The sequence below is a fragment of the Burkholderia sp. AcTa6-5 genome (assembly GCF_017815075.1).
GTDB lineage: Bacteria > Pseudomonadota > Gammaproteobacteria > Burkholderiales > Burkholderiaceae > Burkholderia > Burkholderia sola.
In genome coordinates this window covers 1-12,634 of the sequence record NZ_JAGIQE010000031.1, presented here as the reverse complement: position 1 = coordinate 12,634, position 12,634 = coordinate 1, and the positions used below count along the sequence as shown (strand labels likewise).

Sequence of the window (12,634 nt, the reverse complement as noted above, 5' to 3'; positions counted from 1 at the left end):
CGGCGCTCCGCGTTACCGTGCGGCCGGCGCGGCGCCGCCGGCGGTTGCGACCTGCGCGGGCCGGGCGGCGGCTGCAGCGGGCTTCGCGGCCGATGCGGCGGCTGGCGCGGCTACACCGACGGTGGCCTCATCCTTCGGCGGTTGGCCGCCCCGGACATCCGTCCCCGTCTCGACCCCGCCGCCGAGCGCGGCCATCAGCTGCGCGTGTGCGGCGAGGCGTTCCGCGTCGATGCGGGCGGCCGTCTCCTGCGCACGCAGCAGTTGCTGTTGCGCGACCAGCACGTTCACGTAATCGGTCAGCCCGCGGCGGAAGCCTTCGCGGGACAGTTGATAGCTGCGATTGTTGGCCGCCACCGACCGCGCGGCGTCCTTCTTCTGCGTATCGAGCGAGCGGATCCGCACGACCTGGTCGGCGATGTCCTTGAGCGCGCCGACGATCGTCTGGTTGTAGCGCTCGACCGCCTGATCGTAGCCGGCATTCGCGGCGCCGAGCTGTGCACGCAGCCGGCCGCCTTCGAAGATCGGCAGCGACAGCGCGGGACCGGCCGTCCAGCCGCCGTTCATCGCGCGCAGGAAGTCGGTGAACGGCGCGGTCACGCCGAAGCCGCCGACCGTCGCGAGCAGGTCGATGTTCGGGTAGAACGACGCCTTCGCGACGTCGATGCCGCGCGCCTGCGCGTCGACCGTCCAGCGCGCCGCGACGACGTCCGGGCGGCGGCCGAGCAGGTCGGCCGGCATGGCCGACGGCAGGCCGGCCGGCGCATCGAGCGCCAGCTGCGGCCGCTTGATCGCGTCTCCGGCGCCGGGACCCTTGCCGGCCAGTGCGGCGAGCTGGTGGCGCGCGAGCTGGATCGCTTCCTCATAGCTGTCGATCTGGCGCTCGTAGTCGGGCAGCGTCGATTCCGCCTGGCTTACGTCGAGCTGCGTGCCGAGGCCGGCCTGCAGCCGCTTGCGCGCGAGATCGGCGAGCGAGCGCTGGCGTTCGTACGTTTCGTGCGCGAGGTCGAGCAGCGCGTAATTCATCGACATGCCGACATACGCGCGCACGACGTTGACTTCGAGTTCGAGCTTTGCCGCCCGCGCGTCGGCGGCGGTCGCATGCGCGGTGTCGAGCGCACGCTCGGTTGCGTTCTTGTCCTTGCCCCACAGATCGAGGTGATACGACAGGCCGAGCGTGCCGGTGTTGTTCCAGGTGTCGGTATCGGCGAGCGGCCCCGGGCCGTAGTACACGTTGTCCGGCCAGTGCTGACGCATCAGCGACAGGTTGCCGTTGATCTGCGGCAGCTCGGCCGAACGGGCGACGCGCGCCATCGCCTGCGCTTCCCGCACGCGGGCCTCGGCCGCCGCGAGGGTCGGGTTGCCGGCCTGGGCGGCGGCGATCCACGCATCGAGCTGCGGATCGCGGTACGCGCGCCACCAGTCGGCGGCGGGCCAGCCCGCGTCGCGGTCGGCCGCGCGGATGGCCGCGCCGGCGTCGAGCGCGTTCGCTTCGATGCGAGTGGACTGGGTTTTGTTGTCGCCCATGCTCGCGCAACCGGCCATTATTAATGAGACTGCAAGAACCGCCAGTGCGAGCGTCCCTTTTGTCGCCGGAGACTGCACGATTTTCTCCCTTTCGGATATAGATGAGTCGGAGGCGATTATATTTTTCAGCGATTCCTGAATAAACGGACAACGGTGCAAGTCATTTTTACGAATCCTGAGATAATATTTGTTGGACCCTGTGCAACAATCCTTGCGGATTCACACGGGTAATCGGATGGATACGTTACAAAACATGCGGGTATTCGTCCGCGTGGTGGACGCGGGAAGCTTTACCGCCGCCGCCCAGCAGATGAATTCGACCACCGCCTACGCATCGCGCGCGGTCTCGGATCTCGAGGCCCACCTGCGCACGCGCCTCCTGAACCGCACGACGCGCCGGATCGCGCTGACCGAAGCCGGCGAGCGCTATCTGCAACGCTGCGAACAGATCCTCGCCTATGTCGACCAGGCCGAAGCCGAGGCCGGCGACGCGCATGCGCGCCCGTCCGGCAAGCTGAAGGTCCATTGCTTCACGAGCCTCGGCCAGCACTACCTGGTGCCGGCCATCGCGCGCTACCGCGAGCGCTATCCGGACGTGCACGTCGAGCTGACGCTTGCGCAGCGGATGCCCGACCTGCTCGACGAGGGCTACGACGTCGCGATCGTCGTCGGCCGCGATCTGCCGGATTCGGGGCTCGTGTCGCAACGGCTCGGCGAGAGCTACAGCGTCGTGTGCGCGTCGCCCGGCTATATCGAGTCGCACGGCTTGCCGCAGCGGCCGGCCGATCTCGCGCAGCACGTGTGCCTCGGGATGGTCGCGCCGGGCTTTCACTTCGACGAATGGGCGCTGGCGGGGCCGAACGGCGACGAGGTCGTGCCGATCACGGCGCCGCCGTTCCGCGTGAACGTCGCCGAGGCGCTCGCGGTGGCCGTGCGGGAGGGGATGGGCATCGGCGGCCTGCCGCTCTATTCGGCGATCGGCTGGCTGCGCAGCGGGCACATCGTGCGCGTGATGCCCGAGTACCGCTCGCACGTGATGAACATCTACGCGCTGTATCCGTCGCGTCAGTACCTCGACGCGAAAATCCGGACCTGGGTCGATTTCCTGCGCGAAGAGGTGCCGCTCACGCTCCAAGCCGACGAAGCCGCGCTCGAACAGTTCACGCGTGCGACATGACCGCGCGCTCGACCGCGATCTGACGAGATTTGTCCTTCACGCAACATTTTTTTACGAACGTGTGTCAGACAGTTTGATACTGTTGGAATTAACGAGATACACCACACCGGAGTAGCGATGGATACGCACCTGATGATCGGCCTTGGCGTCCTGCTGGGCGCGGCTGCCGCCGCGGCGGCGACCCGCGACCTGCTGCGTGCGATGAAGGCGAAGGCGCAGCTCAAGCCCGTGCCGGTCCGCGTGCGCGAGCCGCGCCGCCCCGGCCGCTGATCTCGCGGGCGTCACGCTTCAGGTCGGGAAGGCCGTGCGACGCGGCCGCCCGGGCCGGCGCTCAGCCGAGCTCGACGACCTTGTCCCACGCGAACGCGGGGTTTTCCCATTCGCCGGTGCGCCGGTGAAAGTAGCCGCGCGGATTGCACACCACGCGCGTGCCGCCGTCCGCAACGTAGTCGAATGACGTATGCGTGTGGCCGTGCAGCCACAGATCCACCGGCGGCCGCACCAGTTCCGCCATGTCCGTGACGAACCCCGCGGAAGCCAGATCTTTCGCATAGCGTTCCGCCAGCGAGCGCCGGTGCGGCGCATGATGGGTGACGACGATCGTCCTGCCCGCGAACGGCGCGGCCAGCTGCGCTTCCAGCCATGCGCGGCCTCGCCGGTGCAGCGCGATCGCGTCGGCCGGCGCGAAATCCCGTTCCGGCGCCGCGGCTGTCGTATGCACCGCCGCGTCGTGCGGCCAGGTCACCTGGATCAATCCCTTGAAATCGAGCATCACGCGCAGCCCGGCGTCGGTCGCGCGCGCGACGCTGGCTTCGTCCCGGCCGAACAGCGAAAAATCGGCCCACAGCGTCGTGCCCAGCACGCGGAAGCGTTGGGCGGGATCGACGTAGACACCGTTGTTCAGGTAATGCACGTTGTCGAGCGCATGCGCCGCGTCGCGCATTGACGATTCCAGCGCGCCGAATTCCCCGTCGTAATACTCGTGGTTGCCGGGCACGTAGATCACCGGCACCGCCGGGTCGAACGTCTCGGCGGCCCAGCGCAGACCTTCCGCGTGATTGTGGATGTCGCCGGCCAGCACGACGAGATCCGCGTCGGCATGCGGGATCGCGTCGGGTAGGTTGTTTTCGAGATGCAGGTCGGACAGGACGCGGACTTTCACGGGCGTGGCTCCTGAGTGGGCGGCTTCAGCGCAGGACCTTGCCGGGATTCATCAGGCCGCGCGGGTCGAGCGCGGTCTTCAGCGTGCGCATCAGCGTCGTTTCGACCGGCGACTTGTAGCGCTGCGCGTCGTCGATCTTCAACTGGCCGATGCCGTGCTCCGCGCTGATGGTGCCGTGGTGACGGTGCACGTTGTCGTAGACGATCCGGTTGATCGGCGCCTGGAACGCTGCGAGGAACGCCTTCGGATCGCCGCCTTCGGGCATCTGCACGTTGTAGTGCAGGTTGCCGTCGCCGAGGTGGCCGAACGTGACCATGCGCGCGCCCGGCGCGGCCTGCTGGATCGCCGCGTCGGTCTCGTCGATGAAACGGGCGATCGACGAGATCGGCACCGCGATGTCGTGCTTGATGTTGAGCCCTTCGTCCGCCTGCGCGAGCGGGATGTGCTCGCGCAAGTCCCAGAACGCACGCGACTGCGCGAGGTTCTCCGCGACCACCGCGTCGACCACGAGCCCGGCCTCGAACGCTTCTTCCATCAGCTTTTCGAACAGCGCGCGCGCATGCGCTTCGCTTTCGTTGTCGGACAGCTCCAGCAGCACCGTTTGCGCATGCGTCTGCGCGAACGGGTAGCGCAGTTGCGGATAGTGCTTGCCGACCAGCTGCATGCAGAAATCCGACATCAGCTCGAAGCCGGTCAACAGCGGCCCGGCCGCGCGCTGCGCGAGCGCGAGGAAATCGAGCGCCGCGTGCGGCGATTCGAGCGCGGCCAGCGCGGTGACCTGCGCGGCCGGCAGCGGATGCAGCTTCATCACGGCCGCGGTGATGATCCCGAGCGTGCCTTCGGCGCCGATGAACAGGTCGCGCAGGTCGTAGCCGGTGTTGTCCTTGCGCAGGCCGCGCAGCCCGTCCCAGATCTCGCCCTGCGGCGTCACGACCTCGAGCCCAAGGCACAGCTCGCGCGCGTTGCCGTAGCGCAGCACTGCGGTGCCGCCCGCATTGGTCGACAGGTTGCCGCCGATCGTGCAGCTGCCTTCCGCCGCGAGGCTCAGCGCGAACAGCCGGCCGCCTTCGCGGGCGCGCGCCTGCACGTCGGCGAGGATCACGCCGGCTTCGACGGTAATCGTATTGTTGTGCGGATCGAGCGCGCGCACGCGGTTCAGGCGCGCGACGCTCAGCACGGCCTGGCTGCCGCTCGCGTCGGGCGTCGCGCCGCCGGCGAGCCCCGTGTTGCCGCCCTGCGGCACGAGCGCGACGCCGTGCGCGTTGGCGAGCTTCACGAGCGCGGCGACTTCGGCCGTGTTCGCGGGCCTCAGCACCGCGCACGCGGCGCCCTTGTAGCGGCGGCGCCAGTCGGTCAGGAACGGTTCGGTATCGTGCGGATCGGTCAGCACGTGGTCGGCGCCGATCGCGTCGCGGCATGCGGAAACGAAAGCTTCGGAGGACATCATCACCTTGTCGCGTAAGGGTCAGGACGCGGCGCGCGGTTTTTTCGCCGCGCGCTTGAACGGCGCGACGTAGGCCAGCGCCGCCACGAAGAAGCCGACGGCAAGCAGGGTCTCGCACCAGCCGAGCGTCGCGGACAGCCCGCGATCGGACATGCCGCGCACGATGCCTTCGGCCAGATAGACGAGGATCAGCATGCTCGCCCACTGCATCGTATAGATGTTACGCCGCCAGACGCCGGGCAGCGCGAGCGCGAGCGGCACGGCCTTGAGCATCAGCGCGGAGCCGCCGGGGCGCAGCGGCGCGAGCCACAGCTCCCATGCGAGCGACAGCGCGATCAGCGCGACGAGACACGCGGCGGCGGCGAGCGCGTAGCGCGGCCGGGCCGCGACGGCGGGGCGGGCGGGGGCGGTCATGCGGCTTCGGCGGCCTGCGCAGCGGAAAGGGCCGCGGCGGCGCGCGCGAGCCGTACGCCGAGCGCGGCGGCAAGCGCCTTCTCGTCCGCCGACAGCCCGCCGGGCGCCGCGCGGTCGTGCTGCGCGACGTGCGACGCGCCGTACGGCGTGCCGCCGGTACGCGTCGTGCTGAGGGCGGATTCGGTGTACGGGATCCCGACGATCATCATCCCGTGATGCAGCAGCGGCAGCATCATCGACAGCAGCGTCGACTCCTGGCCGCCGTGCAGGCTGCCCGTCGACGTGAACACGCTCGCGGGCTTGCCGGTCAGTGCGCCCGACAGCCATTGCGGCGTCGTGCCGTCGAGGAAATACTTGAGCGACGCGGCCATGTTGCCGAAGCGGGTGGGCGAGCCGAGCGCGAGGCCCGCGCATTCCTCGAGGTCGCGCAGCTCCGCGTACGGCGGGCCGTCGGCCGGGATGTCGGGGGCGGTGGCTTCGCAGACGGCCGACACGGGCGGCACGGTGCGGATGCGGGCCTGCATGCCCGGCACGCTGTCGATGCCGTTCGCGATCGCGAGCGCGAGATCGCGCGTGGCACCGTGACGGCTGTAATAGAGGACGAGAATGTCTTTCATGGGCGACGGAGCCGCGTGCGGCCGCGCGCGTGCCCGGTGCAGTCGGCCCCTGCTGGAATCGAGCGGCTATTATAGGGGCTGAAGCCGTCGCGCAGCGCGGCGGCGGCGCGCCGTGACGCGCGCAGTTTCGAGAAGGAGAAGCCGTTTGCCGAAGTTGAGCGTCGATCTCGACACCATCAAGCGCCTCGCGCAGTTCGCGGCCCGGCGCAGCGCCGAGGATCGCATCCCGCAGGTGGCGGGGAGCCTGACCTTCACGACGATGCTGGCGCTCGTGCCGCTGCTGACGGTCGCGTTCGCGCTGTTCACAGCGTTCCCGATGTTCGCGTCGTTCCAGATCTCGCTGCAGGGGTTCCTCGCGGATCACCTGATGCCCGCGCAGTTCAACATCCAGATCTTCAAGTACCTGAACCAGTTCGCGTCGAAGGCCAAGGGGCTGACGACGGCCGGGCTGATCGTGCTCGTCGTCACGTCGGTGATGACCATGATGACGATCGAATCGGCGTTCAACCTGATCTGGCGCGTGCGCAAGCCGCGGCCGTTCGCGCAGCGCGTGCTCGCGTACTGGGCGCTGATCACGCTCGGGCCGTTGCTGTTCGGCGTGAGCCTGTCGATTTCGTCGTACCTGTTCACGCAATCGCTCGCGTTCACCGGCGCGGGGGCGTCGACGTCGATCGTCGAGTGGCTGCTCGCACTTGCGTCGCTGCCGTTGACGGTGCTCGCGTTCACGCTGCTGTACGTGTACCTGCCGAACTGCGCGGTCGCCTGGCGCGACGCGGTGATTGGCGGGCTGTTTGCGGCCATCGCGTTCGAACTCGCGAAGCGCGGCTTCGGCTACTACGTCCGGCGCATTCCGACCTATACGGCCGTCTATGGCGCGTTCGCGGCGCTGCCGGTGTTCCTGCTGTGGGTGTATCTGAGCTGGTTCATCGCGCTGCTCGGCGCGATGGTCGCGTCGGCGCTGCCGGCGATTCGCGTCGGCCAGTTTCACCGGATCCACTACCCGGGCAGCGACCTGCTCGACGCGCTCGAACTGCTCGCGCGGCTGGCCGAAGCGCGCGCGGCCGGCAAGCGCGGCTACACGGCGCTGCGGCTCGCGACGATGCTGCGCTGCGACATGGAAACCGCGCAGCGGCTGCTGACGACGATGGAGGAGCGGGAATGGGTCGCGCGGCTCGACGGCGGCGAAGAGGCCACGCCGCGCTATATCCTGCTCGCGAACCCGGAGCAGCTGACGCTCGCCCAACTGTTCGACGTGCTGGTGATCGATCGTACCGAGTTGACGTACCAGCTCGAGCGGCGCCGCAGCCACGTCGAAGGCGCGGCGCTGCTCGAGGTGCTGTCGAGCGACCGGTTCGACGTGACGCTCGCGTCGTTGATCGCCGCGCACCGGCTCGCGGGCGGGCAGCCGGCCGCGAGCGCCGGGCCGACGCCGGGCGCGGCCGACCCGCACGCGCGGCCGCCGCGGCCGGCCTGAAGGCGGGCCGGCGGCTACAGCGGGATCTTGCCGGTACAGATATCCTTGAACATCACCCAGTCGCCCATCAGGCTGTAGATCGGGTGCCGGAACGTCGCCGGACGGTTCTTCTCGAAGAAGAAGTGGCCGACCCACGCGAACCCGTAGCCGCAGACGATTGCCGCCGGCAGCCACAGCCAGTGGCCGGTCGCGACCGCCATCGCGACGCAGCCGATCACGCCGAGCGAGCCGATGAAGTGCAGCCGCCGCGACGTCAGGTTCTGGTGCTCGTTCAGGTAATACGGGTAGAAATCAGCGAAGCGGGCGAATTGTTCCGTATGCGTATGCGCCATGGCCGTCTCCTCGGGCCGCTGTTCATGAGGTCATTGTGCGGCCGGCGGGCCGCGTCCGCAAGCGGCGGCGGCGGCCCGCCGCGCCGGCCCGTGCTTTCCTTTTGACAGGCTTTCCGATAGGATCGAAAGAGATTTTGCATTCAAGCATGAGGGGACTACGATGCGCGTCAGCGATATTCTGAAAGTGAAGGGCAACACGCTGTTTACGGTGACGCCCGATAAGCCGCTGCGCGAAGCGGTCGATACGATGGCCGAGCACGACATCGGTTCGCTCGTCGTGATGGAGTACGGCGATCTCGTCGGGATGCTGACGTTTCGCGAGATCATCCTGCGCCTGCACGTGAACGGCGGCGCGATCGGCGACGTGCAGGTGCGCAAGGTGATGGACGAGCCGCTCACGTGCACGCCGGAAACGGACGTCAACGAAGTGCGCCGGATGATGCTCGAGCGTCACGCACGCTACATGCCCGTGCTCGACAAGAAGGTGCTGATGGGCGTCATTTCGTTCTACGACGTCGCGAAGACGGTCGTCGAGGCGCAGAGCTTCGAGAACCGGATGCTGAAGGCGTACATTCGCGACTGGCCGGAATCGGAAGCCGAAGCGCACAAGCCGTGAATCGCGCCGCGCCCGGCACGTCGATGCATGGGCGCCGCCATCCGGCACGCGGCGGCGCAGGCATGTCCTGCGCCGCCGTTTTTTCAACGACAACACGAGGCCCGCGCAGCATCGCCCAGACGATGCGCGCGTATTCCGCATGAGCGATCACACGCAAGCCACATCGGGGCGGCGCGACGAACGTCGCGCCCACGCATCGCAGTTCGACCTGCTGCGCGAGCGCCGCTTCGCGCCGTTCTTCACGACCCAGTTCCTCGGCGCGCTGAACGACAACGTCTTCAAGATCGGCTTCACGTCGCTCGTCACGTATCACACCGCGCGGTTCTCCGGCGTCGATGCGAAAACGGCCGCGTTCCTGATTTCCGCGATCTTCATCTTGCCGTTCGTGCTGTTCTCGGCCACCTCGGGCCAGATCGCCGACAAATACGACAAGGCGACCCTCACGCGCTTCGTGAAATCGTTCGAGATCGTGCTGATGCTGGTTGGCGCGGCCGGCTTCGTCACGCACAGCGCGACGCTGCTGTATCTGTGCACGTTCATGATGGGGATGCATTCGACGCTGTTCGGGCCCGTCAAGTATTCGTACCTGCCGCAGCATCTCGGCGAACATGAACTGGTCGGCGGCAACGGGCTCGTCGAGATGGGCACGTTCATCGCGATCCTGATCGGCACGATCATCGGCGGCGCGGCGGCCGGCATCGAAGGCAGCGGCGAGCGCGTGCTCGCGGTGAGCGTCGTCGTCATCGCGCTGGCCGGGCGGCTCGTCGCGCAGCGCGTGCCGTCGACGCCCGCGCCGCAGCCCGATCTCGTGATCAACTGGAACCCGGTCAGCGAGACCTGGCGCAACCTCAAGCTCGCGCGGCAGAACCGCACGGTGTTCCTGAGCCTGCTCGGCATCTCGTGGCTGTGGTTTGTCGGCGCGACGTTCCTCACGTCGTTCTTCAATTTCGCGAAGGACGTGCTGTCCGCGAGCCCCGACGTCGTCACGGTCCTGCTCGCGACGTTCTCGGTCGGCATCGGCCTCGGTTCGCTGCTGTGCGAGCGGCTGTCGCAGCGGCGCGTCGAGATCGGCCTCGTGCCGCTGGGCTCGATCGGCATCAGCGTGTTTGCGATCGAGCTGTATTTCGCAAGCCACGCGCTGCCGTCGCCCGGCCATCTGCTGTCGGTCGGCGAATTCCTCGGCGGCGCGCGCCACTGGCGCATCCTGGCCGACCTGTTCCTGCTCGCGATGTTCGGCGGCTTCTACAGCGTGCCGCTGTATGCGCTGATCCAGAGCCGCAGCGCGCCGACGCACCGCGCGCGGATCATCGCCGCGAACAACATCCTGAACGCGCTGTTCATGATCCTGTCGGCCGTGATGGCGATGGGGTTGACCAAGGCCGGCGTCGACATCCCGGGGCTGTTCCTGGTCACCGCGCTGTTGAACGTCGTGGTCGCGACGTATATCTACCTGCTCGTGCCCGAGTTCCTGCTGCGCTTCGTCGCGTGGGTGCTCGTGCATACGTTCTACCGGATCCGCCTCGTGCACGCGGAGCGAATCCCGGCGGAAGGGGCGGCGGTGCTCGTGTGCAATCACGTCAGCTACGTCGATGCGCTCGTGCTGGCCGCCGCGAGCCCGCGTCCGATCCGTTTCGTGATGGATCACCGGATCTTCAAGACGCGTTTCGCGAGCTGGGTATTCCGGCATGCGAAGGCGATTCCGATCGCGCCGCGCCACGAGGATCCCGCGATGCTCGCGCGGGCGTACGACCTGTGCGAGGCCGCGCTGAAGGACGGCGAACTCGTGTGCATCTTCCCCGAGGGCAAGCTGACGAAGACCGGCGACATCAACCCGTTCCATCACGGCATCACCGAGATCCTGAACCGCACGCCGGCGCCGGTGATCCCGATGGCGCTGCGCGGGCTGTGGGGCAGCTATTTTTCGCGGCATACCGATGCGCGGATGCCGCGCCCCATCAAGCGCGGCGTGATGAGCCGGCTGACGCTGGCGGTCGGCGAGCCGATTCCGGCGTCGGTGGCGACGCCCGAGGCGCTGCAGGTCGCGGTGACCGAGCTGCGCGGCGCGCGGAAGTAGGCGGGCGGGCGTCGGGTCCGGCGCGGGACGATCGATCCGCGCACCGGGCCGGGATGGCGGCCCGGTTCGGCGGGTCCCGAGCGCAACGCCGAGGGCCTGCGATCGCCACACCTGCCTCGCATCCGCCCTTATCCGCGGCCGGCCCGTGTGGTCTGAACGGTTCACCCGGCCCGCGGGCCCGGGACGGCTGGCATAATAGCGGTTTACCTCTTTCTCGACCGGCAAACGATCGACCTGCCTGCGGCGCCGGCAGCGCATCGGTTTGACCATTTCTCTTTGGGCGGTTCCATCATGTCCGGCAATACCCTCGGCACGCTTTTCACTGTCACGACCTTCGGCGAATCGCACGGTCCCGCGATCGGCTGCGTGATCGACGGCTGCCCGCCGGGGATGGGGCTGACCGAAGCCGACATCCAGGTCGAGCTCGATCGCCGCAAGCCCGGCACGTCGCGGCACGTGACGCAACGACAGGAGGCCGACGAGGTCGAGATCCTGTCGGGCGTGTTCGAAGGCGTGACGACCGGCACGCCGATCGCGCTGCTGATCCGCAATACCGACCAGCGCAGCAAGGACTACGGCAACATCGTCGAGACGTTCCGTCCCGGTCACGCCGACTACACCTATTGGCAGAAATACGGCATCCGCGACTACCGCGGCGGCGGCCGCTCGTCCGCACGCCTGACCGCGCCGATCGTCGGCGCGGGCGCGGTCGCGAAGAAGTGGCTGCGCGAGCGCTTCGGGGTCGAGGTGCGCGGCTACATGAGCGGCCTCGGCGACATCGACGTGCCGTTCGTCGACTGGTCGTACGTGCACGAGAACCCGTTCTTCTCGCCGAACGCGGCGGTCGTGCCGGAGCTCGAGGCGTACATGGATGCGTTGCGCAAGGACGGCGATTCGATCGGCGCGCGCATCGACGTCGTCGCGTCCGGCGTGCCGGTCGGCTGGGGCGAGCCGGTATTCGACCGTCTCGATGCCGATATCGCGAAGGCGATGATGAGCATCAACGCGGTGAAGGGCGTCGAGATCGGCGCGGGCTTCGACAGCGTCGCGCAGCGCGGCTCGGTGCACGGCGACGAACTGACGCCGGCCGGCTTCGTCGGCAACCACGCGGGCGGCGTGCTCGGCGGTATTTCGACGGGGCAGGACATCACCGTGTCGATCGCGATCAAGCCGACGTCGAGCATCCGCACGCCGCGCCGCTCGATCACGAAGTCCGGCGAAGAGGCGACGGTGGAAACCTTCGGTCGCCACGATCCGTGCGTCGGCATTCGCGCGACGCCGATCGCCGAATCGATGCTCGCGCTGGTGCTGATCGACCATGCGCTGCGCCACCGCGCACAGTGCGGCGACGTCGAGACGGCCACGCCGAAGATCGCGGGCAGCGCGACCTGATAGAAGCGGGCGCGTCGCGTCGGCCGTCGAACGATGAATGCAAGCGGGGCGCTGCGTGATGCAGCGCCCCGTTTCGTTTGCGGCGGTGGTGTGCCGTGACCAAAAAACGCGCCGCTCGCGGCGGCGCGTTCCGGCAGCTTACATGTTCGGGTAGTTCGGCCCGCCGCCGCCTTCGGGCGTGACCCACACGATGTTCTGCGTCGGATCCTTGATGTCGCACGTCTTGCAGTGCACGCAGTTCTGCGCGTTGATCACCAGGCGGTCGCTGCCGTCGTCGTTCTTCACGAACTCGTACACGGCCGCGGGGCAGAAGCGCGCCTCCGGCCCCGCGTACGTGCGCAGGTTCACGTTCACCGGCACGCTCGCATCCTTCAGCGTCAGGTGCGCCGGCTGGTTCTCCTCGTGGTT

Annotated in this window: 13 protein-coding genes; 6 read left to right on the top strand and 7 right to left on the bottom strand. The window is 68.2% G+C overall.

Annotation, left to right across the window (positions count from 1 at the left end):
- Nucleotides 1-12 precede the first annotated feature (12 nt).
- Nucleotides 13-1,602, bottom strand: a complete 1,590-nt coding sequence (locus J8I33_RS29755; protein WP_209939630.1) for an efflux transporter outer membrane subunit — start codon at nucleotides 1,600-1,602, stop codon at nucleotides 13-15.
- 157 nt (nucleotides 1,603-1,759) lie between these two features.
- Here J8I33_RS29755 and J8I33_RS29750 point away from each other — a divergent pair, with 157 nt between their 5' ends.
- Both J8I33_RS29750 and J8I33_RS29745 read left to right on the top strand, forming a co-directional pair.
- Complete coding sequence (locus tag J8I33_RS29750) at nucleotides 1,760-2,701, top strand: LysR family transcriptional regulator (RefSeq protein ID WP_124557261.1); 942 nt, start codon at nucleotides 1,760-1,762, stop codon at nucleotides 2,699-2,701.
- A gap of 117 nt (nucleotides 2,702-2,818) precedes the next feature.
- Complete coding sequence (locus tag J8I33_RS29745) at nucleotides 2,819-2,971, top strand: hypothetical protein (protein ID WP_162838134.1); 153 nt, start codon at nucleotides 2,819-2,821, stop codon at nucleotides 2,969-2,971.
- Nucleotides 2,972-3,032: 61 nt separating this feature from the next.
- On the opposite strand, the gene J8I33_RS29740 is transcribed toward J8I33_RS29745, so the two are convergent.
- From J8I33_RS29740 to wrbA, 4 genes are read right to left on the bottom strand one after another with little or no spacing between them, the layout of a single operon-like run.
- Complete coding sequence (locus J8I33_RS29740; RefSeq protein WP_089488376.1) at nucleotides 3,033-3,863, bottom strand: metallophosphoesterase; 831 nt, start codon at nucleotides 3,861-3,863, stop codon at nucleotides 3,033-3,035.
- A 25-nt stretch (nucleotides 3,864-3,888) separates the two neighbouring features.
- Nucleotides 3,889-5,310 carry an FAD-binding oxidoreductase gene (locus J8I33_RS29735; RefSeq protein WP_050018174.1) on the bottom strand — a complete coding sequence of 474 codons (1,422 nt, stop codon included), beginning with the start codon at nucleotides 5,308-5,310 and terminating at the stop codon, nucleotides 3,889-3,891.
- An 18-nt stretch (nucleotides 5,311-5,328) separates the two neighbouring features.
- Complete coding sequence (locus J8I33_RS29730) at nucleotides 5,329-5,721, bottom strand: DUF2069 domain-containing protein (RefSeq protein WP_050018173.1); 393 nt, start codon at nucleotides 5,719-5,721, stop codon at nucleotides 5,329-5,331.
- Nucleotides 5,718-6,338 carry an NAD(P)H:quinone oxidoreductase gene (wrbA, locus tag J8I33_RS29725; RefSeq protein WP_050018172.1) on the bottom strand — a complete coding sequence of 207 codons (621 nt, stop codon included), beginning with the start codon at nucleotides 6,336-6,338 and terminating at the stop codon, nucleotides 5,718-5,720. The genes J8I33_RS29730 and wrbA overlap by 4 nt, the downstream gene beginning before the upstream one ends.
- Nucleotides 6,339-6,483: 145 nt before the next feature.
- Here wrbA and J8I33_RS29720 point away from each other — a divergent pair, with 145 nt between their 5' ends.
- Entirely contained in the window at nucleotides 6,484-7,812 is a 1,329-nt protein-coding gene (locus tag J8I33_RS29720; protein WP_209939629.1) for a YihY family inner membrane protein, read from the top strand.
- A gap of 14 nt (nucleotides 7,813-7,826) precedes the next feature.
- On the opposite strand, the gene J8I33_RS29715 is transcribed toward J8I33_RS29720, so the two are convergent.
- Nucleotides 7,827-8,144, bottom strand: a complete 318-nt coding sequence (locus J8I33_RS29715; RefSeq protein WP_050018170.1) for an Mpo1-like protein — start codon at nucleotides 8,142-8,144, stop codon at nucleotides 7,827-7,829.
- Between the two features lie 160 nt (nucleotides 8,145-8,304).
- On the opposite strand from J8I33_RS29715, the gene J8I33_RS29710 reads away from it, so the two are divergent.
- The 3 genes from J8I33_RS29710 to aroC all read left to right on the top strand — a co-directional run bounded on the left by J8I33_RS29710 (nucleotide 8,305) and on the right by aroC (nucleotide 12,226).
- Nucleotides 8,305-8,760 (top strand): CBS domain-containing protein, encoded by a 456-nt coding sequence (locus tag J8I33_RS29710; protein WP_006488504.1) that lies wholly within the window; start codon nucleotides 8,305-8,307, stop codon nucleotides 8,758-8,760.
- Nucleotides 8,761-8,899: 139 nt separating this feature from the next.
- A complete protein-coding gene (locus tag J8I33_RS29705) occupies nucleotides 8,900-10,834 on the top strand; it encodes an MFS transporter (RefSeq protein WP_124557257.1) in 1,935 nt (644 codons plus the stop codon).
- Nucleotides 10,835-11,125: 291 nt separating this feature from the next.
- The gene (gene aroC / locus J8I33_RS29700; protein ID WP_050018168.1) at nucleotides 11,126-12,226 is read left to right on the top strand and encodes a chorismate synthase; all 1,101 of its coding nucleotides are present in this window, start codon (nucleotides 11,126-11,128) and stop codon (nucleotides 12,224-12,226) included.
- A 138-nt stretch (nucleotides 12,227-12,364) separates the two neighbouring features.
- Here the strand turns inward: aroC and J8I33_RS29695 are convergent.
- A partial coding sequence (locus J8I33_RS29695; protein ID WP_185727955.1) for a 4Fe-4S dicluster domain-containing protein occupies nucleotides 12,365-12,634 on the bottom strand: 270 nt, incomplete at its 5' end.

Bases quoted from the DNA above. Each gene is read 5' to 3' on its own strand.
- J8I33_RS29705 (WP_124557257.1), top strand. From the start codon at position 8,900: ATGAGCGATCACACGCAAGCCACATCGGGGCGGCGCGACGAACGTCGC.
- J8I33_RS29710 (WP_006488504.1), top strand. From the start codon at position 8,305: ATGCGCGTCAGCGATATTCTGAAAGTGAAGGGCAACACGCTGTTTACG.
- J8I33_RS29715 (WP_050018170.1), bottom strand. From the start codon at position 8,144: ATGGCGCATACGCATACGGAACAATTCGCCCGCTTCGCTGATTTCTAC.
- J8I33_RS29745 (WP_162838134.1), top strand. From the start codon at position 2,819: ATGGATACGCACCTGATGATCGGCCTTGGCGTCCTGCTGGGCGCGGCT.
- aroC (WP_050018168.1), top strand. From the start codon at position 11,126: ATGTCCGGCAATACCCTCGGCACGCTTTTCACTGTCACGACCTTCGGC.
- J8I33_RS29750 (WP_124557261.1), top strand. From the start codon at position 1,760: ATGGATACGTTACAAAACATGCGGGTATTCGTCCGCGTGGTGGACGCG.
- J8I33_RS29735 (WP_050018174.1), bottom strand. From the start codon at position 5,310: ATGATGTCCTCCGAAGCTTTCGTTTCCGCATGCCGCGACGCGATCGGC.
- wrbA (WP_050018172.1), bottom strand. From the start codon at position 6,338: ATGAAAGACATTCTCGTCCTCTATTACAGCCGTCACGGTGCCACGCGC.
- J8I33_RS29730 (WP_050018173.1), bottom strand. From the start codon at position 5,721: ATGACCGCCCCCGCCCGCCCCGCCGTCGCGGCCCGGCCGCGCTACGCG.